Origin of the sequence: Pseudomonas sp. nanlin1 (assembly GCF_045571515.1) — a bacterium.
Lineage (GTDB): Bacteria > Pseudomonadota > Gammaproteobacteria > Pseudomonadales > Pseudomonadaceae > Aquipseudomonas.
The window spans coordinates 5,146,845-5,168,705 of sequence record NZ_CP124218.1 but is presented as its reverse complement, the minus strand read 5'-3'; the positions used below and the strand labels follow the sequence as shown (position 1 = coordinate 5,168,705).

The following is a 21,861-nucleotide window of genomic DNA, read 5'->3' as shown; positions in this document are numbered from 1 at the left end:
CACCAATAGCACGCATTTTAGGCCATGCGCGGGCTCAATGACCAATTGCGCTGAACAATTGCCTGGCCACTGGCACAGACAAGGCATCCGGGGCAACGGTTCCGTCCGGCGGGCTTTGGCGCACCTTGGCTGCTGTGTATACTGGCCGCCATTTTAACGCCCTGGAACCGCCCGATGGTCGCCCACCTGATTGAATTTGCCACTACCCACTATCTGCTGGTCACTGCCTTCGTTGTGTTGTTGGTGATGCTGATCGCCCTGGAAATGAGCCGCGGTGGCCGCAGCGTCAGCTCCCGTGAGCTGACCGCGTTGGTCAACAGCGACCAGGGCGTAGTGATCGACATCCGCAACAAAAAGGATTTCGCTACCGGGCACATTGTCGGTTCGCTGAACATCCCGCAAGACAAATTCGAAACGCGCAAGGTCGAGCTGGAGAAGCACAAGGCCAAGACCCTGATCATCGTCGACGCCATTGGCCAGCATTCTGGAACGGTCTGCCGCGACTTGATGAAAGAAGGCTACACCGCCGCCAAATTGTCCGGTGGCGTGTCCAGTTGGAAATCCGACAACTTGCCCCTGGTGAAGTGAAATGGCCGACGTCCTTATCTATTCCAGCGACTGGTGCCCGTACTGCATTCGGGCCAAGCAACTGCTCACTAGCAAGAACGTAGCGTTCGAAGAGATCAAGGTCGACGGCAAACCCCAGGTACGTAAAGAAATGGTCGAGAAGGCCGGGCGTACCTCGGTGCCGCAGATCTGGGTCGGCAGCTTGCACGTTGGCGGCTGCGACGACCTGTTTGCCCTGGAGCGCGCCGGCAAGCTCGACGCGCTGCTACAGAATTGAATTGCCCCTATCTACCCAGAATTGAAAAGGACCCGCTATGACTGAGCAAACCAACACTGAAGCTGCTGCGAGCCAAGACAACGAGCCGCAATTTTCCCTGCAGCGCATCTACGTGCGTGACCTGTCGTTCGAAGCGCCGAAAAGCCCGGCGATCTTCCGTCAGCAGTGGGAACCGAGTGTCGCGCTGGACCTCAACACCCGCCAGAAGCCTTTGGAAGGTGATTTCCACGAAGTGGTGCTTACCCTCTCGGTGACCGTGAAGAACGGCGAAGAAGTGGCCTTCATCGCGGAAGTGCAGCAGGCCGGCATCTTCCTGATCAAAAACCTCGACGACGCTTCGATGAGCCACACCCTGGGTGCTTTCTGCCCGAACATTCTGTTCCCGTATGCCCGTGAGACCTTGGACAGCCTGGTGACCCGTGGCTCGTTCCCAGCGCTGATGCTGGCCCCGGTGAACTTCGATGCCCTGTATGCCCAAGAGCTGCAGCGCATGCAAGAGGCCGGCGAGACCCCTAGCGTTTGAGGTAGACCATAGAAGATCGGGGGCCGGGCGGCGCTCCGCTTGCCCCCGATCTCTTCACGTTACCACAGCGCGGCTCAGTCCATCGCAAAGCCCAGCTGCCGCCACCCCTCGTACACCGCAATCGCCACCGTGTTAGACAAATTCAAACTGCGGCAGCCCTCGCGCATGGGCAGGCGTAGACGTTGCTCCGTGCTTAACGGGTCGAGCACGTCGGCCGGTAGCCCGCGGCTTTCCGGGCCGAACAGGAACGCGTCGCCGCGGGCGAAGGTGGCGTCGTGGAATGGCCGCGAACCTTTGGTAGTGAAAGCAAATACCCGCGGTTGGCCCAGGCTGGCCAGGCAACTGGCCAAGTCGGCGTGCCGCTGTAAGCGCGCATATTCGTGATAGTCCAGGCCAGCTCGGCGCAAGCGCTTGTCATCGAGCTCGAAGCCGATCGGCTCGATCAAGTGCAGATGGCAGCCACTGTTGGCGCAGAGCCTGATAATGTTGCCCGTATTGGGCGGAATTTCCGGTTGAAAAAGGATGACGTGAAACATGCACGGCTCCGAACGTGAGGACGGGCAGCATTCTACCCCCGAACCGAAAGAACGGCAGAAACTCTGGCCGCGGGTTTTGGGGTCCATGGCACTGTTCGGTTTGTTGGTGGGGCTGATGATCGGCCGCATTCTGGCGCCGGAGCCTGCTGAGCTGGCTCAGGTACAGATTCGTGATGGCGGCCTGGCACTGTGGTTCAACGAACAGCCCGAACTGCATAGCGAGGCGGTGGAGGGCACCCTGGCGCTGCTTTTCGAGTCCCGCGGCAAGCCAGCCAACGGGCAACTGTTGCTGAACGGTAAACAGGTCAATTGGACGTTGCGGCGCAGCGAGGGGATATTGGCGCTGAGATTCGTCGCGGCCAGGCCGCTGCGCGGCGATTGGGTGTGGGATGAAGAAGAGGATGGCCGCTGGAGGCTGAGTGTCAGCCTCCGCGAGGAATAAAAGAGGGGAGTCCCGGCCTGCCTGTACCAAGGTCCCCAAAAGCGTGGAGGTGGGCTTTGCGCGCGCTGCCTCCGGTGTAAAAGAGGGGATTCCCCGGCCTGCCTGTACCAAGGTCCCCGAAACTGGGTAATGCTTAAGTACATTGCAGCGTACGTGCCAGTTTTGTTGCAACGTGCCTCAATGTTGTCGAAAAAAGCTATTCTCTGTCGCAACCTAATGATTTTAAATAATTTTTTAAATTAGTCAGGCCGAACACAGCTAGTCGAAGAGGGCCCGCCCAGGGATTTGAACCGGTTCAGCACGCATTCAGGCGGTGCATGATTCGAGGGCAGTGCACAAAAGAGGCGATTTTTGGCAGTTGTGGATTAAAAAAAACGGGGGCCGCGATTAGCAGGCCCCCGTTGCGTTTGGCGCAGGCGCTTTAAGCGTCGTCGCCCTCGTCGTCGTCACCGCCGTCGACCTTCATGCCCAGCTCCTTGATCTTGCGGGTCAAGGTGTTGCGGCCCCAGCCCAGCAGCACCGCAGCGTCACGTCGGCGCCCGGCCGTGTGCTTGAGCGCGGTCTCGATCATGATCCGCTCGAAGCTGGGGACTGCGCTGTCGAGCAGGCTCGATTGGCCACGGGCCAGGGCGTGATCCGCCCACTGGCGCAAGGCTTGCTCCCAGTTGGTCACCGGTGCGGTGTCCTGGGGCAGGCTGAGCAGTTCCGGGGGCAGGTCGCTGACATGCACTTCGCGGCCCGAGGCCATGACGGTGATCCAGCGGCAGGTGTTTTCCAACTGGCGCACGTTGCCCGGCCACGGCAGGTTCTTCAGGTACTCCTCGGTCTCGCTCTTGAGCAACTTGGGCTCGACGGCCAGCTCTTGCGCGGCGCGGCTGAGGAAGTGCCGGGCCAGGGTCGGAATGTCTTCGCGGCGGTCCGACATGCGTGGGATATGGATGCGAATGACGTTCAAGCGGTGGAACAAGTCCTCGCGAAACTTACCGGCGTTGACCAGGGTTTCCAGGTTCTGGTGGGTCGCGGCGATGATGCGCACATCGACCTTGACCGGCGTATGCCCGCCCACCCGGTAGAACTCGCCGTCGGCCAAGACCCGCAGCAAGCGGGTTTGCGTGTCGGCCGGCATATCGCCGATTTCGTCGAGAAACAAGGTGCCGCCGTCAGCTTGCTCGAAGCGCCCGCGCCGCAGGTTGGCGGCCCCGGTGAACGCGCCTTTTTCGTGGCCGAAGAGCTCAGACTCCATCAGGTCTTTAGGGATCGCCGCCATGTTCAGGGCGATAAAGGGCGATGCCGCGCGTGGGCTATGGCGGTGCAAGGCGTGGGCCACCAGTTCTTTACCGGTGCCCGACTCGCCATTGATCAACACGGTAATGTTGGAGTGGCTCAAGCGCCCAATGGCGCGAAACACTTCCTGCATGGCCGGCGCTTCGCCGATGATCTCGGGGGTGCGGGTCAGCGTGGGGGCCACATCGCCGCCCTGTTGCTCCTGGGCATGCTGGTTGGCGCGCTTGACCAGCGACACCGCTTCGTCGACGTCGAAGGGCTTGGGCAGGTATTCGAACGCACCGCCCTGGTAGGACGCTACTGCACTGTCCAGGTCGGAATGGGCAGTCATGATGATCACCGGCAAGCGCGGGAACTGCTCGCGGATACGCGCCAGCAGGTCGAGCCCGCTCGCCCCAGGCATGCGGATATCAGAGATGATGACATCCGGTTGCTGACGGGCCAGGCGGCTCATGACCCCGTCGGCGCTGTCGAAACTTTGCGTGGTCATGCCTTCTTGTTGCAAGGCTTTTTCCAGGACCCAGCGGATGGAACGGTCGTCATCGACGATCCAGACAGTTTCACTACGGCTCATGGCGAAGCGGCTCCTTGTTCCAGCGGCAGGAAGATCGAGAACGTGGTGTGGCCAGGATGGCTTTCACACTCGATCAAGCCTTGGTGCTGACTGATGATGTTCTGGGTAATGGCCAAGCCGAGCCCGGTGCCGTCTGGGCGCCCACTGACCATTGGGTAGAAAATGGTTTCTTGCAGCTCGCTGGGGATGCCTGGGCCGTTATCGGTGATCTCGACCTTGCTCACCAAGCGGTGGCGGGTATGGCCAATGGTGAACTGACGCATCGCCCGGGTGCGCAGGCTGATGCGGCCCAGGCGCAGCTCGTTTTGCGAACTGATGGCCTGCATCGCATTGCGCACGATGTTCAGCACCGCCTGGATCATCTGCTCACGGTCGATCAGGACGTCGGGGATGCTGGGGTCATAGTCGCGCACTAAAGTGATGCAGCCTTGGCTTTCGGCATCGACCAGGCTACAGACGCGCTCTAAAACCTCGTGAATGTTGGTCATCGCCAGCGACGGCAGCTTGTTGGAACCCAGCATGCGGTCGACTAGGTTACGCAGGCGGTCGGCTTCTTCGATGATGACGTTGGTGTAGTCCTTCAAGCTTTCTTCTGGCAGCTCACGGGCCAGCAGCTGCGCTGCGCCACGAATGCCGCCCAGGGGGTTCTTGATTTCATGGGCCAGGCCACGCACCAGCATTTTGGTGGTTTCCTGCTTGGACAACTGCGCTTCTTCTTTAGTGATGCGCAGCAGGCGGTCGCGGGGGTGGACTTCCAGCAGCAGCAAGGTGTTGCCTTGGCTGAGGATGGGGGTCACGGCGTAATCCACGGTCAGGGTTTGCCCTGTCAGTGCCGTAAGCATGGCCTCACGCTTGGTGAAGGGGTGTGCTTGTTCGACCGCCTGGCGCAGCGAATTCAGCGCCTCGGCCGATTCGGTGAACAGTTCGCTGATGAACTGGCCATGGCTGCGTTGGCCGCTAATGGCCAGGAGCATTTCTGCTGCGGGGTTCATGTATTCGAGGCGCAGGTCCGCGTCGAGCAGAATCGTTGCAGTGGTCAGGTTGTCGAGTAGCAGTCGGTGCAGTGCATCGCTGATGGTCATCAGGTGTCGTTGACCTCTTTTGGCACATTGCGCGCCCGCCGGACTGCGCGGGCGCGTGCATAGGTAATCGTCAGTTACACATGAAAATGCAAAATCTAAACCAAGGCTCCGAAAAGAAGCGCGATGGCAGCAAATGAATGCTTTTCTTGAACAACCGCGGTGCGCACTGGGTTAGAAATGCCAATGGGCGAACCAAGTTGGCGCCGTTAATGGCCAGTGGTGCAGAGTTGCGCACTAATATAGTGCAAGGTTGGGTAGGATGTTAGAAGAAAGGCAGGATGCTGCTTTCTTCTTTATCGTCAGGCTTTTCCGACAACGGGCACTCGGGGCGCACACCGTAGTCGGCTTTTTTGCAGGGGTGGATGCGTTTTTTCTGCGCCAGGGAAATGCGTTGCAGGTAGAAGGTCTGGGCGGCGGTGCGCTCAATGACAGCGCCCTGCTGGTTGATGATCTCCACTGCCAGTTTGTGGGCGCCGCGGTCGACATTGCGCAGAGAAAATACCGGGCTGGTGGAGGGCTCCCCAGCTGGTTTGCCGTCTAGCAGCAAACGTAGCTGGTGGCCTGGCTGCAGCGCGGGGTCGCTGGTAGCGGTGACGATCACCTCGCCGTTTTCCTCGCGTAGATTCGCTTCGGGCAGCGGTACCAGGATGCGCAGCATCTGGTAAGGGGCATAACGTTTTTTCTGCGGTTTTACCGGCGTGCTGGCTTGGCTGGGGGCGGGCGCTGCCTTGCTCGGTTGGCTCAGACGATTGCTCGGCTGCAGCTCGATGCGCTTGGCTTTACCCGGGTTGGGCTGGTCGGTGAAAACCCGGTTACCCTGGGCGTCGGTGTAGGTATAGATGTCCGCCGTGCAGGGCAGTGCCACTAGCAACAGGGCCAGGCTCAATGCCCGGATCACAGGTGGACCCGCTGTACAGTGAAGGTCAGCGTCTCGCTCTGCTGGATCACCCGCGTACCGCTGATGATCTGCACCGCCAGGCTGTGTTCGCCGCGATCGATATTGACCAATTGCAAGCGTGGAACATTGCTGGGCTGCCCATAGGGCTTGCCGTCGAGCACCAGTTGGAAGCTATGGCCCTGGAATAGGCGCGGTTGCAGGTCGACACCAACGGTGAAGGTACCGTTGTTGGCGCGCAGGGCTTCTTCGCTGGGAATACCGGTCAGCTCCAACACCGCATAGGGCGGTTGCTGTGGCATGGCGGGGGGCGCCTGCTTGCTGGGTTCAGGCGCGGTACGTGGCTGGCTCTCGATGCTGTTGAGGGGTGGCAGCTCGACGGTTTCGGCCTTGATGCCCTCGGGCTTCTGGTTGCTGTAGGCCGTATTGCCCGCAGCATCGGTGTACTTGTAGATCTGCGCCCCGGCCGGCAGAGCGACTAGCAGCAACAGGCAGATAAGGCATGAGCGCATGAAGGTTTCCGTGGCGAGAATAGGCGCGATCGTTGGATCGCCCTGACCGGCATCAGCATAGTGCACATCGCGCCCCGCCGGTATCCCGCCAATTCCCTCAAGGTTTCGCGCAGAGTTCAGCGGTAGCGCGGATCAACGCCAGGCGTTGCAGCTCGTCATCAGCGGCCTTGTGCGTCGCTGCCGCCAGCCACTGCGGGCATTGCGGATCGGCACGGGAATCGGCAAAGGCCGCCAGCTGCTGGAGCAAGCGCTTTTGCAGAACATCGAGTTGTGGGCGAATGCTCCCCACTAGATCAGGGCGCGGTGAATCCGGCGCGGCGCCTGCCAGGGTCCAGCGCGACAGCAGAGCGTACTGGCGCAGTTTGTTGGCCTCTATCTGGGCGGCGAAAAACTGCCTGACCAGCGCGTCGTCCAGTTGGTATTGCGGCGCCAGGCCCACGGCGCTGGCGATGACCGTCTGCTCGCGGGGGCGATCTTCGACGGCCTTGTGGCTGTCCCATTTGCTCAAGGCTACTTGATCGGCGATGGCCAGGCGCTCCTCGATGCTGTGCAGCAACGGGGCGAGGCTGGCGGGGGCGGCGATGGCTTGGGTGGAGGCGGCGATAGCGCTCAGAAGCAGCGGCACGGCAAAGAATCTGGACATGGGTAGGGGCTCGATCTTGTTGAATTTGGCTGGGCCATTCTCTGCAGGCAGCACGGGAGCGGCAAGCGGGAGATCTATGCAAGGTGTTTGCTGGTGCGCGCCGATAAAAAAGCCACCCGAAGGTGGCCTTTATTAAATCAAGCTGGGTTTGGACTGGGCGTTTCGGCATCAAGGCTGCGGATCGCCCCACGCGATCATTCCTTTTGCGAAAGCGGCAGCCCTTTGCTGCCGGCATAGAACACGATCAACTCGGCAGGCTGACCCCCGGTTTTACCTCGGTGCGGTAGATTGACCATTTCGGCCAAGGTATCGCCTTGGCGCAAAGTCTGTTTGGCATTGCTGTTCTTCGCTTCGACGGTTATTTCGCCCGAGAGCACGTACGCCGCGTTGGGGATGGGGTGCGAATGCCAATCCAGCTCGGTGTCGGGTGCAATGCTGATTTTCAGCACGGTTAGCTCTGGCGCGGTGGTGGGGTAGGCGGTGTAATCCGTGCCGTCCCAGGACTTATCGCTGCGCAATAGCACCTGCGTTTCGACGCCCGGCGGCGCAGCCAGAGCGAATGGGGAGAGTACCGCGGCCAGTAGGGCAATAACGGGGAAATGTAGGCGTTGCATGATGGCTCCTGCCAATTTTCATACCTTTGGAGCCCTTAATGTGCATTGTGGGTATTCCTGCGTCCACCCGGTAGGTGTACCAGTTGTTTACAGCTGGCCAAAATGCCAGGCATAAAAAAAGGCCTCCCGAAGGAAGCCTTTTTCACATCGCCGAAATCAGACGCTGTAGTACAGGTCGTATTCCAGTGGGTGCACGAAGGTGCGAACTTTGATTTCTTCTTCGCTCTTCAGTTCGATGTAAGCATTGATGAAGTCGTCGCTGAAAACGCCGCCTTTGGTCAGGAACGCGCGACCTTTGTCCAGCTCTTCCAGGGCTTCTTTCAAGCTACCGCAAACCTGGGGGATCTCTTTCGCCTCTTCAGGCGGCAGGTCGTAGAGGTTTTTGTCAGCGGCATCGCCAGGGTGAATCTTGTTCTGGATGCCGTCCAGGCCAGCCATCAACAGGGCAGCGAAAGCCAGGTAAGGGTTGGCTGCTGGGTCCGGGAAGCGTGCTTCGATACGGCGGCCTTTAGGGCTGTTGACGTAAGGAATGCGGATGGATGCCGAGCGGTTGCGCGCCGAGTAGGCAAGCATCACTGGAGCTTCGAAACCTGGGACCAGACGCTTGTAGGAGTTGGTCGACGGGTTGGTGAAGCCGTTCAGCGCCTTACCGTGCTTGATGATACCGCCGATGAAGTACAGGGCGGTGTCGGACAGGCCGGCATAGCCTTCGCCAGCGAAGGTGTTCTTGCCATCTTTGGAGATGGACATGTGCACGTGCATACCCGAGCCGTTGTCGCCGTACAGAGGCTTAGGCATGAAGGTAGCGGTGCGGCCGTAGGCGTCTGCCACGTTGTGCACGCAGTATTTGAGGGTCTGAACTTCGTCAGCCTTCTTCACCAGGGTGTTGAACTTGACGCCGATTTCGTTCTGGCCGGCAGTCGCCACTTCGTGGTGATGCACTTCAACGGTCTGGCCCATTTCTTCCAGTGCGTTGCACATGGCAGTACGGATTTCGTGGTCGTGGTCGACCGGTGGCAGTGGGAAGTAACCGCCTTTCACGCCTGGACGGTGGCCCTTGTTGCCGCCGTCGATGTCGCCGTCGGTCATCCAGGACGCCTGCTCAGAGAAGATCTTGAACATGGAACCGGAGATGTCGGACTTGAACTTCACTTCGTCGAAGATGAAGAATTCGGGTTCCGGACCTACGAATACGGTGTCGCCGATACCGGTCGACTTCAGGTATTCCTCGGCGCGGTGGGCGATGGCGCGTGGGTCGCGGTCGTAGCCTTGCATGGTGGACGGCTCGATGACGTCGCAGACCAGGATCAGGGTAGGCTCTTCGGTGAACGGGTCGAGGACTGCAGTTTCGTCGTCCGGCAGCAGGATCATGTCGGACGCTTCGATGCCTTTCCAGCCGGCAATGGAGGAGCCGTCGAACATCTTGCCCACTTCGAAGAAGTCGTCATCCAGGGCATCACGCGCTGGCATGGTGACGTGCTGCTGCTTACCTTTGGTGTCAGTGAAGCGCAGATCAATCCACTTAATGTCATGATCTTTGATGAGTTGAACCGACTTCGACATGTTGTCCTCCGGGTGGATTAGGGCAGGTGTTGGTGAGCCCTTTAATTTTGGTGATGCTGGCGGGAATACTCCGCCAAGGCAACCTGCCTCACAAGGGAGCAAATTGCATGCCAGTGCCCCGAGATGGGATTTCCTGGGTAAACACTGGCGTTTAGGGCGCTTGAGCGGGTTAGGCGAATTATTAACGCTTCTTTTTGGGGCGTAAAAAAATCATATCGCACCAATAAAAGGCGCATAAAACCGTTTGTACGATAACTGGTTAAACCTTGAGCGATTTCCGCTATAATCCGCCCCCCTCTTTTTACGCTGGCATATCGCGCACCGCTTTCATGAAACTTATCGTAAAAGTCTTCCCTGAAATCACCATCAAGAGCGGGCCGGTGCGCAAGCGCTTCATCCGTCAGCTCGCGAAAAACATCCGTACGGTATGCCGCGACCTGGACCCGAAACTGATGGTGAGCGGCGTTTGGGACAACCTAGAAGTGCAGACCCAGGTTGACGACCCCAAACTGCTGCGCGAAATGACCGAGCGCTTGAGCTGTACGCCCGGTATCGCGCATTTTTTGCAGGTGGACGAATACCCACTGGGCGACTTCGACGATATCGTGGCCAAGTGCAAGCTGCATTTCGGTCACCTGCTGCCCGGCAAGATCCTCATGGTGCGCTGCAAGCGCGCCGGCAAGCACCCTTTTACTTCGATGGACGTCGACCGTTATGTCGGCAGTCAGTTGCGCCAGCAGTGCGGGGCCGCCGGCATCGATCTGAAGCACCCGGACGTCAAGGTCCGCCTGGAGATTCGTGACCAGCGCCTGTTCGTCATCCATGGCCAGCACGAAGGCATGGGGGGCTTCCCGCTCGGCGCCCTGGAGCAGGCCCTGGTGCTGATGTCCGGTGGTTTCGATTCCACCGTCGCGGCCTATCAGATGATGCGCCGCGGCCTGATGAGCCACTTTTGCTTCTTCAACCTGGGCGGGCGTGCCCACGAGTTGGGCGTGATGGAAGTCGCGCATTTTCTCTGGAAGAAATACGGCAGCTCACAGCGGGTGCTGTTTATCAGCGTGCCCTTCGAAGAAGTGCTGGGTGAAATCCTCGGCAAGGTCGATGACAGCCACATGGGCGTGGTGCTCAAGCGCATGATGTTGCGCGCCGCCAGCCGCATCGCCGACCGCTTGCAAATCGATGCGCTGGTGACCGGCGAGGCGATCTCGCAAGTGTCCAGCCAGACCCTGCCGAACCTCTCGATCATCGACTCGGCCACCGACAAACTGGTGCTGCGGCCGCTGCTGGTAAGTCATAAACAAGACATCATCGACCAGGCCGTTGCAATCGGTACTGCCGATTTTGCCAAACACATGCCAGAATACTGCGGCGTGATTTCGGTGAGTCCCACCACCAATGCCAAGCGCCCTCGCGTTGTCTATGAAGAACAGCAGTTCGACATGGCCGTGCTGGAGCGGGCTTTGGATAATGCCAAACTGGTTTCCATCGATGAAGTGATCGATCAGTTGGGCCAGGATATCGAGGTCGAGGAAGTCAGCGCAGCGCTGGCCGGCCAGGTGATCATCGATATTCGCCACCCCGATGCCCAGGAAGACGAGCCGCTCGAGCTCGACGGTATCGAGGTCCAGGCTTTGCCTTTTTATGCCCTCAACAGTCGCTTCAAGGCGCTGGATGCTACACGCCAGTACCTGCTGTATTGCGACAAGGGCGTCATGAGTCGCCTGCATGCTCACCATTTATTAAGTGAGGGACATGCCAATGTGCGCGTTTATCGTCCGACATAAAGTACCGGGGCTCAATGGCGGAAGTATCCGCCATCGCCCTCCAGACCGGCGACACCGCCTGGCCGAATTCGCAAATGATTAATATCCGTCGCGTAACATGCGCGGCAAACCGAATCCTCTGATCGAGATACACACGTGATCGAAAATCTACGCAACATCGCCATCATCGCCCACGTTGACCATGGTAAAACCACCCTGGTCGACAAGCTTCTGCGTCAATCCGGCACCCTGGAACGCGGCGAGCTCAACGACGAACGCGTGATGGACTCCAACGACCAGGAAAAAGAGCGCGGCATTACCATTCTGGCCAAGAACACCGCCATCAACTGGAACGGCTACCACATCAACATCGTGGACACCCCGGGCCACGCCGACTTCGGCGGTGAAGTAGAGCGCGTGATGTCGATGGTCGACTCCGTACTGCTGCTGGTCGACGCCCAAGACGGCCCGATGCCACAAACCCGCTTCGTGACCAAAAAGGCTTTCGAAGCCGGCCTGCGTCCCATCGTGGTGATCAACAAGGTCGACCGTCCAGGCGCGCGTCCGGACTGGGTTCTGGACCAGATTTTCGACCTGTTCGACAACCTCGGTGCCACCGAAGAACAGCTGGACTTCAAAGTCGTCTACGCCTCGGCCCTGAACGGCATCGCCGGTCTGGAACACACCGACATGGCCGAAGACATGACCCCGCTCTACCAGTCGATCGTCGACCACGTACCTGCGCCGAACGTCGACCGTGAAGGCCCGTTCCAGATGCAAATCTCGGCACTGGACTACAACAGCTTCCTGGGCGTCATCGGTGTTGGCCGTATTGCCCGTGGTAGCGTCAAGCCGAACACCCCGGTAGTGGCTATCGACGTCAACGGCAAGAAGCGCAACGGCCGTATCCTCAAGCTGATGGGCCACCACGGCCTGCACCGCATCGACGTGGAAAAAGCCGAAGCGGGCGATATCGTCTGCATCAGCGGTTTCGACGAGCTGTTCATCTCCGACACCCTGTGCGACCCGATGAACGTCGAAGCGATGAAGCCGCTGACCGTTGACGAACCTACCGTTTCGATGACCTTCCAGGTTAACGACTCGCCGTTCTGCGGTAAGGAAGGCAAGTTCGTCACCAGCCGTAACATCAAAGAGCGTCTGGACAAAGAACTGCTCTACAACGTTGCCCTGCGCGTTGAAGAAGGCGACTCGGCCGACAAGTTCAAGGTCTCCGGCCGTGGTGAATTGCACCTCTCGGTACTGATCGAAACCATGCGTCGTGAAGGCTTCGAAATGGGTGTTGGCCGCCCTGAAGTGATCATCCGTTTGGTTGACGGCGTTAAGCACGAACCGTTCGAAAACGTGACCATCGACCTGCCGGAAGAATCCCAGGGCGCGATCATGGAGCAAATGGGTCTGCGTAAAGGCGACCTGACCAACATGGTTCCGGATGGCAAAGGCCGTGTGCGCCTTGAGTACAACATCCCGGCCCGTGGCCTGATCGGTTTCCGTAACGAGTTCCTGACCCTGACCTCCGGTGCAGGCATCCTGACTTCGATCTTCGACCGTTATGCGCCGATGAAGTCGGGCGACATGTCTGGCCGTCAGAACGGTGTGCTGGTGTCCGTGGCGACCGGTAAGGCACTGACCTACTCGCTGGAAACCCTGCAGGCTCGCGGCAAGTTGTTCCTGGGCCACGGCGAAGACGTGTACGAAGGCCAAATCGTCGGCATCAACAGCCGCGACAACGACCTGGGCGTCAACCCAACCAAAGGCAAGAAGCTCGACAACATGCGTGCCTCGGGTAAAGACGAAACCATCGCGTTGGTTCCGCCTATCCGTTTCACCTTGGAGCAGGCTCTTGAGTTCGTCCAAGAAGACGAGCTGTGCGAAGTCACGCCTAAGTCCATCCGTCTTCGTAAGAAGATCCTGGGCGAAAGCGAGCGTACCCGTGCTGCCAAAAAAGGCGCATAAGTAACGCGTGGCACCCAAACGCCCCCGGCTGTCATGGCCGGGGGCGTTTTTTTATGCCTGCAATAACAGCCCGTTGCGCGATGAAAGGGCTGGCGCCCGGTGAAGTTTCGGGTGTGGGCGCCGATAGCTAAAGACAAGCCATTACTTAAGGGGGCCGTCTTGAGCCTGATGCCTACCAAGATCATGTCGCGCCTGAGCCTGGGGATTGTGTTTATCCTCGTGGTCACCGGCCTGTCCATTTATGCGGTAATGGTCCTGAGCGGTGAGCCCAAGCTGGTGCAGTCCAACACCCAAAGCGCCGAACAGTCGGCCACGGCCATTGCTCGGCAGTTGTCGATCAAGCTGGGTGAGGTGCAAGGGCGCGTGGCTGCCATGGCCAGCCTTGGTGAAACGCTGCCGACCGACCCCGAGCAGGTCAAAGCCAGCCTGGCGAAAATTATCGACTCCCAGGGCGACGCAGCGATTGCCGGCGGCGGCCTATGGCCTGAACCCAACGCATTTACCCCCGGGGTGGCGCGTCGCAGTTTTTACTGGGCCCGCACGGCCCAAGGGGCGCTGAGTTATTCAGAGGAGTACAACGCGGCGGCGGTGGACGCCTACCAGAGCGCCGATTGGTATACGCAGGGCAAACGCTCGACGCCAGGGCATTGCGGCTGGTCCGACGCCTATGAAGACCCGATCAGCAAGATTCTTATGACCACCTGCACCATTCCTTACAACCGCGACGGGCGTTTCGCGGGCGTAGCGACCATCGACCTGACTCTGACCGGCCTCGCTGACTTTCTCAAGTCCAACGGCAAGGTCACCGGCGGCTATGCCTTTGCCCTCGACCCGTCAGGCAAGGTGCTGTACTTCCCCGAACAAAATGGCAAGGCCCAGGCCGATGAAGCCGGGCTGCTGGCCAGCACGCCGTGGTTCAAGGTGGTGTCGGACTGGCGCAAGTCCAATGCCCAAGGCACGCAGACCTTTGAGGTCGAGCACGATGAACTGCTGGGCGACAACGGTTACGTCAGCCTGACCCGCGTACCGGCGACCGGCTGGGTGATCGGCCTGACCACCCCGCAGCAGCAGATGACCGGCATCGCCAGCAGGCTGACGGTGGAAATTCTCACCACCTTGCTGCCTCTGTTGGCGCTGGTGTTTGGCCTGGCCTGGCTGGTCGGGCGTTCGCTGCTGGCGCAAGTCAACGAAACGGCTGCGCAAATCGCCCTGCTCGGCGAGCAAGGCGCCAGCTCTGCCGCCGAACTTGAAGTGCAACGCCTTGATGAGATCGGCGTGCTGCGACAAGCGGTGAACCGTTATGCGGGCAGCCTGCGCAGTATGCTGCGGGCCATTGCAGAGGAATCCGAGCGGCTGCAGACCCAGTCAGCGGATGTCGCGCGCCTGGCGCTGGTCATGGCTGAACGGGCCGAAGCTCAGCGCGAGGACAACACCCTGCTGGCGACGGCCATTACCGAAATGTCCTCCAGTGCCCAGGAAGTTGCGTCCAACACTACCGAGTGCTCCGACACCGCACAGCTATCGCTGTCCACGGCCCGGCAAAGCCAGGCGCATTTGCAGCAGAACAGCCAGACCATCGACTCACTGAGTGGTGACATCACCAGTGTTGCCCAAGCGATCACCACCCTGGGCCAAGATATCGAAGGGGTCAGCGGCGTGCTCGACGTGATCAAGTCGATCTCCGCCCAAACCAACCTGCTGGCCCTTAACGCGGCGATCGAAGCGGCGCGCGCGGGTGAGCAGGGGCGTGGCTTCGCCGTGGTCGCGGATGAAGTGCGCACCCTGGCGGGGCGTACCCAGGCCTCGGCTGACGAGATTCAAGTAATGATCAGCGAGCTGCGCCAAGCGTCGGTCAAGGCGGTGAGCACCATGGTCGCGGGGGAAAGCCGGACCCGCACGGTGGTCGAGCAGGCGGACACCCTGGCGGGCTCCCTGGGCAGTACGGTAGTGAGCTTCGATGATATCGTGCAGCGCACGCAGCAAATTGCCGTGGCTGCCCAAGAGCAGAGCCATGTGACCCAGGAAATCAACGAGCTGGCGGTGCGCATTCACACGGCCAGCGAAGAAGGTGCACGGGATGCTGCAAGCTTGAGCGAGTTGAGCCTCGGTATGCAGGAGCTTTCGCAACGTCTGGCAGGCCTCAGCCGACAAGGCTGAGACTTGTTTCAGCGAACGACAGGCTTAGGCTTGTAGGCGCAATACCCCGGACGCGGGCCGATCTTCGGATGGTTGCGGCAGGTGTCCGGGCGTACTTCGTAAATGGTGCAGAGGCGGCTTTTTTTGTCCAGGTACAGGCAGTCGTTGTTGCTCATGCGGGCCAGGGTGAAGATGCCGGATTTCTGATTGAAACGCTCGACGATGCCGTCTTTTTGCAAGCGTTTGGCGACGTTCTTTGGTGGGTCGCCTTTCTCGAATTCGTCCACTACGCCGATGCGGATCAGGTCCTTGATTTTCACCTCGACCGGCAGCGTGCAGCAGGTCGACATGCAGCCGCCACACATGTAGCTGGAGTATTTTTGCCAAGTGTCGAGACGGTCGATTTCGGCGGCGGCAATCAGTGTAGGCTTCATCAGTGTTTATTTCTGGGTAGCAGGGCGCGCGATCATACCGGGGCTGGTGAAAAAGTGAACAGCCATCGGCCGGATTTCTTCGGCTATGGTAGGGGTGTGATGAGAGAAAGTGTCGAACCAGAGCTGTCACCCCCTGTCGAACCGTCTAGTCTCTGGTAACTTCGTTTTAAAATTTCTTTTTCGCCGAGGACGCAATGCATGTCTCAGGAACCGCTGGTCCGTGAAGCTGAGGTGGCCGAATTCCGTGCCGCTGTACTCGCCAAACTTACATACGCGGTGGGCAAGGACCCCGATCACGCGTTCGAACATGACTGGTTCGAAGCGGTGGCGCTGGCCGCCCGCGACCATATGGTCGAACATTGGATGGACCACACGCGGCAGATCTACCGCAGTGGCCAGAAACGGGTTTATTACCTCTCTTTGGAATTTCTCATCGGCCGTTTGCTGTACGACAGCCTGAGCAACCTGGGCCTGCTGGAAATCGCCCGGGAGGCGATTGCCGAACTGGGGGTAGACCTCGAACGTATCCGCATCCTCGAGCCAGACGCGGCGTTGGGCAACGGTGGCCTGGGGCGCCTGGCCGCCTGCTTTATGGAGAGCATGTCGACCCTGGGTGTCGCTGCCCATGGTTATGGCATTCGCTACGAGCACGGCCTGTTCCGCCAGGCCATCGTCGATGGTTGGCAGCAAGAGCAGACCGAGACCTGGCTGGACTTCGGCAACCCCTGGGAATTCGAACGGCCTGAGGTGATCTACCCGATCAGCTTTGGTGGTCACGTCGAGACCGTGGTCGAAGCGAACGGCGAGTCCCGGCAGAAGTGGTGGCCGAGCGAGACCGTACGTGCGGTGGCCTACGACACCCCGGTGGTCGGCTGGCGGGGTACCAGTGTGAACACTCTGCGCCTGTGGCGTGCGCGCGCCATGGAAGAACTGCACCTGGAGCGCTTCAACGCGGGCGACCACTTGGGCGCCGTCGCTGAAGTGGCCCGTGCAGAAAGCATTTCGCGGGTACTGTACCCGGCCGACAGCACCGAAGCCGGCCAGGAATTGCGCCTGCGCCAGGAATACTTTTTCGTCGCCGCGTCGCTGCAAGACTTGATACGCCGCCACTTGAACATGAACGAGAGCCTGCTCAACCTGAGCGACAAGGCCGCCATTCAGCTCAACGATACCCACCCCTCGATCGCCGTGGCCGAGCTGATGCGTCAACTGGTCGACGAGCATGGTCTGGCCTGGGATGCAGCCTGGGATATCACCGTCGATACCCTGGCCTACACCAACCACACCTTGCTGCCCGAGGCGTTGGAAACCTGGCCGGTGGGCTTGATGGAGCGCATGTTGCCTCGGCACATGCAGATCATCTACCTGATCAACGCTTACCACATCGACGCCATGCGGGCCAAAGGCATCCACGATTTCGACGTGCTGCGTAAGGTGTCGCTGATCGAAGAAGACAACGGCCGGCGCGTGCGCATGGGTAACCTGGCGTTTCTCGGTTCCCATAGCGTCAACGGCGTTTCTGGCTTGCACACCAAGCTGATGCGCAGCACGGTGTTCTCGGAACTGCACAAGATCTACCCAGAGCGCATCAATAATAAAACCAACGGCATCACGTTCCGCCGCTGGCTGTACCAGGCCAACCCGGCGTTGACCGCCATGCTGGTGGAAGCCTTGGGTGCCGACGTGCTGGATAACCCGGAGACCATGCTCAAGGGCCTGGAGCCGTTCGCCGAGAAAGCCGAGTTCCGCAAAGCCTTCGCGGCCCAGCGGTTGCAAAGCAAAAAGGCTTTGGCGCGGATCATTCACGAGCGCATCGGCGTGACGGTCAACCCCAAGGCGTTGTTCGACGTGCAGGTCAAGCGTATCCACGAGTACAAGCGCCAACTGCTCAACCTACTGCACACTGTGGCCCTGTATCAGGCCATTCGTGCCGAGCCAGGTACCCACTGGGTGCCCAGGGTGAAGATCTTCTCCGGCAAGGCGGCAGCGAGCTACCACCAGGCCAAGTTGATCATCAAACTGACCAACGATATCGCCCGTACCGTTAACAACGACCCTACCGTGCGCGGCCTGCTCAAAGTGGTGTTCCTGCCCAACTACAACGTTAGCCTGGCGGAAAGCATCATCCCGGCAGCGGACTTGTCCGAGCAGATTTCAACGGCGGGCTACGAAGCGTCCGGCACCAGTAACATGAAGTTCGGCCTCAACGGTGCGTTGACTATCGGCACCCTGGACGGCGCCAACGTGGAAATGTGCGACTTCCTCGGCGAAGAGAACATGTTTATCTTTGGCCTGACGTCCCAGGAAGTCGAAGAGCGCAAACGCGCGGGCGACTTCGCTGCCCACGGCGAGATCGCGGCGTCCCATCGGCTTAACGATGTGCTGCAGGCCATCAGTGGCGGGGTGTTCTCACCCGATGACCCTTCGCGTTACAGCGCTTTGGTCGACGGCTTGAGCAACCATGACACGTTCTTGCTGTGTGCCGACTTCGACGCCTACTGGGATGCCCAGAAACGTGTCGAGGAAACTTGGCACGACACGGACAAGTGGTGGCGCATGGCGGTACTCAACACGGCGCGTATGGGCTGGTTCTCTTCCGACCGGACCATTCGTGAATACGCTGAAGAAATTTGGCAGGCTATGAAGAAATAATCGCCAACGACCTTGGATCAAAGGCAAACGATAACGTAGGAGGGGGCTCGCCCCCGAGCTCTTGGCCGCTGCGAGAGCTCTTGGCCGAGACGAAGAGCTCGGGGGCAAGCGGAACGCCGCCCGGGCCCCTCCTACCGGGAACCATGCGCTGCTCTTTCGGTCCTATCGCTGAACCTTATTCCCTATTGCTCGTCAGGTTTGCGCCCACGCGGTAAACTGCGCGGGTCTTCCCGTCCCCCTGTTCTCCGGAGCCGTCCATGTCCCGCGTTACCCTGAGTCGCTATTTGATCGAGCAGACCCGCAGCAACAACACGCCTGCAGATCTGCGCTTCCTTATCGAAGTGGTGGCACGTGCATGCAAGGAAATCAGCCACGCTGTATCCAAAGGCGCCCTGGGTGGCGTGTTGGGCAGCATGGGTACTGAGAACGTGCAGGGCGAAGTGCAGAAAAAACTCGACGTCATCTCCAACGATATCCTGCTGGAAGCCAACGAGTGGGGCGGGCACTTGGCAGGCATGGCGTCGGAGGAAATGGACAACGCTTACCAGATCCCCGGCCAATACCCCAAGGGTGCGTACCTGTTGGTGTTCGATCCCCTGGACGGCTCGTCCAACATCGACGTCAACGTTTCGGTAGGCACCATCTTTTCGGTACTGCGTTGCCCCTCCGAGCACCTGAGCCAGAACGACAGCCTCAAAGAGCAGGCCTTTCTGCAAAAAGGCACCGAGCAAGTGGCCGCGGGCTACGCCATTTATGGCCCACAGACCATGCTCATTCTGACTCTGGGCAACGGCGTTAAAGGCTTCACCCTGGACCGTGAAATGGGCAGTTTCGTGTTGACCCACGAAAACATGCAGATCCCGCAGAATACCGCTGAGTTCGCCATCAACATGTCCAACCAGCGTCACTGGGAAGAACCTGTGACCCGCTACGTGGGCGAGCTGTTGGCGGGCGAAGAGGGCCCGTTGAAGAAAAACTACAACATGCGCTGGATCGCTTCGATGGTCGCTGACGTGCACCGTATCCTGACCCGCGGTGGCTTGTTCATGTACCCGCGCGACAGCCGCGAGCCGTCGAAACCGGGCAAGCTGCGTTTGATGTACGAAGCCAACCCGATGTCGTTTTTGGTCGAGCAGGCCGGTGGTGCTTCCACCGACGGCCACCAGCGCATCCTCGACATCCAGCCTGAAGGCCTGCACCAGCGCGTCGCGGTGTATCTGGGCTCGAAGGAAGAAGTCGAGCGCGTCACCGGTTACCACAAAGGCTAAACCGACCTGAAAAAAATAGCCCCGCCAGTTCGCACTGGCGGGGCTATTTTTTTGTGCGGAGTTAAATGCCGTCTAGCATTGATTTGTCGCGCACGGCACCTTTGTCGGCACTGGTTGCCAGCAAGGCGTAGGCCTTCAGCGCCGTGGTGACCTTACGCGGACGCACTTCGACAGGCTTCCAGCCCTTCTTGTCCTGCTCCGCGCGCCGAGCTGCCATTTCGGCATCGTCGACCAGCAGGTTGATGGAGCGGTTAGGGATGTCGATCAACACCTTGTCGCCGTCCTGCACCAGGCCGATGGCGCCGCCCGCAGCGGCCTCAGGCGAAGCGTGGCCAATGGACAAGCCCGAAGTGCCGCCCGAGAAGCGCCCGTCGGTGAGCAGCGCACACGCTTTGCCCAGACCTTTGGATTTCAGGTAGGACGTGGGGTAGAGCATTTCCTGCATGCCCGGGCCGCCTTTAGGGCCCTCGTAGCGGATGATCACGATGTCGCCGGCCTGTACTTCGTCGGCCAAGATACCGCGCACGGCGCTGTCCTGGCTTTCGAAGATCTTCGCATTGCCTTCGAAGACATGGATCGACTCGTCGACGCCTGCGGTTTTCACCACGCAACCGTCCAAGGCAATGTTGCCGTAGAGCACGGCCAGGCCGCCCTCTTTCGAATAGGCGTGCTCGACGCTACGGATACAACCGTTCTCGCGGTCGTCGTCGAGGGTGTCCCAACGGGTCGACTGGCTGAAAGCGGTTTGCGTCGGGATGCCCGCCGGGCCTGCCTTGAAGAAGTGGTGCACGGCTTCGTCGTCGGTCTGGGTGATGTCCCACTTGGCGATGCCTTCGGCCAGGCTCTTGCTGTGCACGGTCGGCAGGTCAGTATGCAGCAGGCCGCCGCGGGCCAGCGAACCGAGGATGCTGAAAATGCCCCCGGCGCGGTGCACGTCTTCCATGTGGTACTTCTGGATGTTCGGCGCGACCTTGCACAGTTGCGGCACGTTGCGCGACAGCCGGTCGATGTCGCGCAGGTCGAAATCGATCTCGGCTTCCTGGGCGGCGGCGAGCAAATGCAGGATGGTGTTGGTCGAGCCGCCCATGGCGATGTCGAGGGTCATGGCGTTTTCAAACGCCTTGAAGTTGGCGATGTTGCGCGGCAGTACCGAGTCGTCGTTGTCGGTGTAATAGCGCTTGCACAGCTCGACGATGGTGCGCCCGGCTTGCAGGAACAACTGCTCGCGGTCGCTGTGGGTGGCCAGAGTCGAACCGTTGCCCGGCAGGGCCAGGCCCAGGGCTTCGACCAGGCAGTTCATCGAGTTGGCGGTGAACATGCCAGAGCAGGAACCGCAGGTGGGGCAGGCGCTGCGCTCGTATTCGGCGACTTTTTCGTCTGACGCAGTGCTGTCGGCGGCGATCACCATGGCGTCGACCAGGTCCAGGCCGTGGCTGGCCAGTTTGGTCTTGCCCGCTTCCATGGGCCCGCCCGAAACGAAGATCACAGGCACATTCAAGCGCAGGGAGGCCATGAGCATGCCGGGGGTGATCTTGTCGCAGTTGGAAATGCAAACGATGGCGTCTGCACAGTGGGCATTGACCATGTACTCGACGGAGTCGGCAATGATTTCGCGGCTGGGCAGCGAATAGAGCATGCCGTCGTGGCCCATGGCGATGCCGTCGTCCACGGCGATGGTGTTGAATTCCTTGGCGACGCCGCCCGCCCGTTCGATCTCGCGGGCAACCAGTTGGCCCAGGTCCTTGAGGTGGACGTGGCCAGGTACGAACTGGGTGAAGGAGTTGGCGATGGCGATGATCGGCTTTTTGAAGTCGTCGTCTTTCATCCCAGTAGCGCGCCACAAGGCACGGGCGCCGGCCATGTTGCGGCCATGGGTGGATGTTTTCGAGCGATAGTCAGGCATGGAACACTCCGGGCGGCTAATCAGGTTTCAGTAGGGGAGTGAGCTTTTACTGCTCCGCAGCACGTAGGGTTCGGTAAAGGGCCGTGCGTGCGGATGGGGCTGTCAACGCTGTGGGATCGCCACGCGCTCAGCCGGAGCTCATAAACCCGCCGGGGGATGATTGGCGATGAATAGGCCAATTCTACACCGGTCCAGGCAGGAAGGAACGGCACATGCTGA

General features: G+C 59.9%; 19 protein-coding genes and 1 pseudogene. 10 read left to right on the top strand and 10 right to left on the bottom strand.

From position 1 onward, the window contains the following. Positions 1-174 precede the first annotated feature (174 nt). From QCL65_RS23830 to secB, 3 genes are read left to right on the top strand one after another with little or no spacing between them, the layout of a single operon-like run. A complete protein-coding gene (locus QCL65_RS23830; RefSeq protein ID WP_407313264.1) occupies positions 175-588 on the top strand; it encodes a rhodanese-like domain-containing protein in 414 nt (137 codons plus the stop codon). A gap of 1 nt (position 589) precedes the next feature. Beyond that, on the top strand, positions 590-844 hold the full coding sequence (gene grxC, locus QCL65_RS23825) for a glutaredoxin 3 (protein ID WP_407313262.1): 255 nt from the start codon (positions 590-592) through the stop codon (positions 842-844). Positions 845-881: 37 nt separating this feature from the next. Further along, positions 882-1,367 carry a protein-export chaperone SecB gene (gene secB / locus QCL65_RS23820; RefSeq protein ID WP_407313260.1) on the top strand — a complete coding sequence of 162 codons (486 nt, stop codon included), beginning with the start codon at positions 882-884 and terminating at the stop codon, positions 1,365-1,367. A 74-nt stretch (positions 1,368-1,441) separates the two neighbouring features. On the opposite strand, the gene QCL65_RS23815 is transcribed toward secB, so the two are convergent. Next, the gene (locus tag QCL65_RS23815) at positions 1,442-1,903 is read right to left on the bottom strand and encodes a tRNA (cytidine(34)-2'-O)-methyltransferase (RefSeq protein ID WP_407313258.1); all 462 of its coding nucleotides are present in this window, start codon (positions 1,901-1,903) and stop codon (positions 1,442-1,444) included. Here QCL65_RS23815 and QCL65_RS23810 point away from each other — a divergent pair. Further along, entirely contained in the window at positions 1,902-2,345 is a 444-nt protein-coding gene (locus QCL65_RS23810; protein WP_407313256.1) for a hypothetical protein, read from the top strand. The two genes, QCL65_RS23815 and QCL65_RS23810, sit on opposite strands and share 2 nt — an antisense overlap. 421 nt (positions 2,346-2,766) lie before the next feature. Here QCL65_RS23810 and ntrC read toward each other — a convergent pair whose 3' ends face one another. From ntrC to glnA, 7 genes are all read right to left on the bottom strand, one after another. Further along, positions 2,767-4,203: a nitrogen regulation protein NR(I) gene (gene ntrC / locus QCL65_RS23805; RefSeq protein ID WP_407313254.1), complete on the bottom strand. Its 1,437-nt coding sequence runs from the start codon at positions 4,201-4,203 to the stop codon at positions 2,767-2,769. Beyond that, positions 4,200-5,285 (bottom strand): nitrogen regulation protein NR(II), encoded by a 1,086-nt coding sequence (gene glnL, locus QCL65_RS23800; RefSeq protein ID WP_407313252.1) that lies wholly within the window; start codon positions 5,283-5,285, stop codon positions 4,200-4,202. Before glnL ends, ntrC begins: the two co-directional genes overlap by 4 nt. Positions 5,286-5,547: 262 nt before the next feature. Continuing rightward, on the bottom strand, positions 5,548-6,183 hold the full coding sequence (locus QCL65_RS23795; RefSeq protein WP_407313250.1) for a DUF4124 domain-containing protein: 636 nt from the start codon (positions 6,181-6,183) through the stop codon (positions 5,548-5,550). Continuing rightward, positions 6,180-6,692, bottom strand: coding sequence for a DUF4124 domain-containing protein (locus QCL65_RS23790; protein WP_407313248.1), 513 nt, complete (start codon positions 6,690-6,692; stop codon positions 6,180-6,182). The genes QCL65_RS23795 and QCL65_RS23790 overlap by 4 nt, the downstream gene beginning before the upstream one ends. A gap of 97 nt (positions 6,693-6,789) precedes the next feature. Continuing rightward, positions 6,790-7,335, bottom strand: a complete 546-nt coding sequence (locus QCL65_RS23785; protein WP_407313246.1) for a chorismate mutase — start codon at positions 7,333-7,335, stop codon at positions 6,790-6,792. A gap of 194 nt (positions 7,336-7,529) precedes the next feature. Then, the gene (locus QCL65_RS23780; RefSeq protein ID WP_407313244.1) at positions 7,530-7,949 is read right to left on the bottom strand and encodes a cupin domain-containing protein; all 420 of its coding nucleotides are present in this window, start codon (positions 7,947-7,949) and stop codon (positions 7,530-7,532) included. Positions 7,950-8,105: 156 nt separating this feature from the next. After that, the gene (glnA, locus tag QCL65_RS23775; RefSeq protein ID WP_407313242.1) at positions 8,106-9,512 is read right to left on the bottom strand and encodes a glutamate--ammonia ligase; all 1,407 of its coding nucleotides are present in this window, start codon (positions 9,510-9,512) and stop codon (positions 8,106-8,108) included. Positions 9,513-9,841: 329 nt separating this feature from the next. Between glnA and thiI the strand changes: the two genes are divergently transcribed. The 4 genes and pseudogenes from thiI (at position 9,842) to QCL65_RS23755 (ending at position 15,406) form a co-directional block, all read left to right on the top strand. Then, complete coding sequence (gene thiI, locus QCL65_RS23770; RefSeq protein WP_407313240.1) at positions 9,842-11,296, top strand: tRNA uracil 4-sulfurtransferase ThiI; 1,455 nt, start codon at positions 9,842-9,844, stop codon at positions 11,294-11,296. Between the two features lie 135 nt (positions 11,297-11,431). Then, complete coding sequence (typA, locus tag QCL65_RS23765; RefSeq protein ID WP_407313237.1) at positions 11,432-13,249, top strand: translational GTPase TypA; 1,818 nt, start codon at positions 11,432-11,434, stop codon at positions 13,247-13,249. A 168-nt stretch (positions 13,250-13,417) separates the two neighbouring features. After that, positions 13,418-14,287 (top strand): annotated as a pseudogene (locus QCL65_RS23760) (cache domain-containing protein); the annotation flags it as partial. 33 nt (positions 14,288-14,320) lie between these two features. Beyond that, positions 14,321-15,406 (top strand): methyl-accepting chemotaxis protein, encoded by a 1,086-nt coding sequence (locus QCL65_RS23755; RefSeq protein WP_407316997.1) that lies wholly within the window; start codon positions 14,321-14,323, stop codon positions 15,404-15,406. Between the two features lie 8 nt (positions 15,407-15,414). On the opposite strand, the gene QCL65_RS23750 is transcribed toward QCL65_RS23755, so the two are convergent. Then, positions 15,415-15,819, bottom strand: a complete 405-nt coding sequence (locus QCL65_RS23750; protein WP_407313235.1) for a YkgJ family cysteine cluster protein — start codon at positions 15,817-15,819, stop codon at positions 15,415-15,417. A 198-nt stretch (positions 15,820-16,017) separates the two neighbouring features. Between QCL65_RS23750 and QCL65_RS23745 the strand changes: the two genes are divergently transcribed. Beyond that, entirely contained in the window at positions 16,018-18,471 is a 2,454-nt protein-coding gene (locus QCL65_RS23745) for a glycogen/starch/alpha-glucan phosphorylase (RefSeq protein ID WP_407313233.1), read from the top strand. Between the two features lie 257 nt (positions 18,472-18,728). After that, positions 18,729-19,739: a class 1 fructose-bisphosphatase gene (locus tag QCL65_RS23740; protein ID WP_407313231.1), complete on the top strand. Its 1,011-nt coding sequence runs from the start codon at positions 18,729-18,731 to the stop codon at positions 19,737-19,739. Positions 19,740-19,800: 61 nt separating this feature from the next. Here QCL65_RS23740 and ilvD read toward each other — a convergent pair whose 3' ends face one another. Beyond that, positions 19,801-21,642, bottom strand: a complete 1,842-nt coding sequence (gene ilvD, locus QCL65_RS23735) for a dihydroxy-acid dehydratase (RefSeq protein ID WP_407313229.1) — start codon at positions 21,640-21,642, stop codon at positions 19,801-19,803. Positions 21,643-21,861 lie beyond the last annotated feature (219 nt).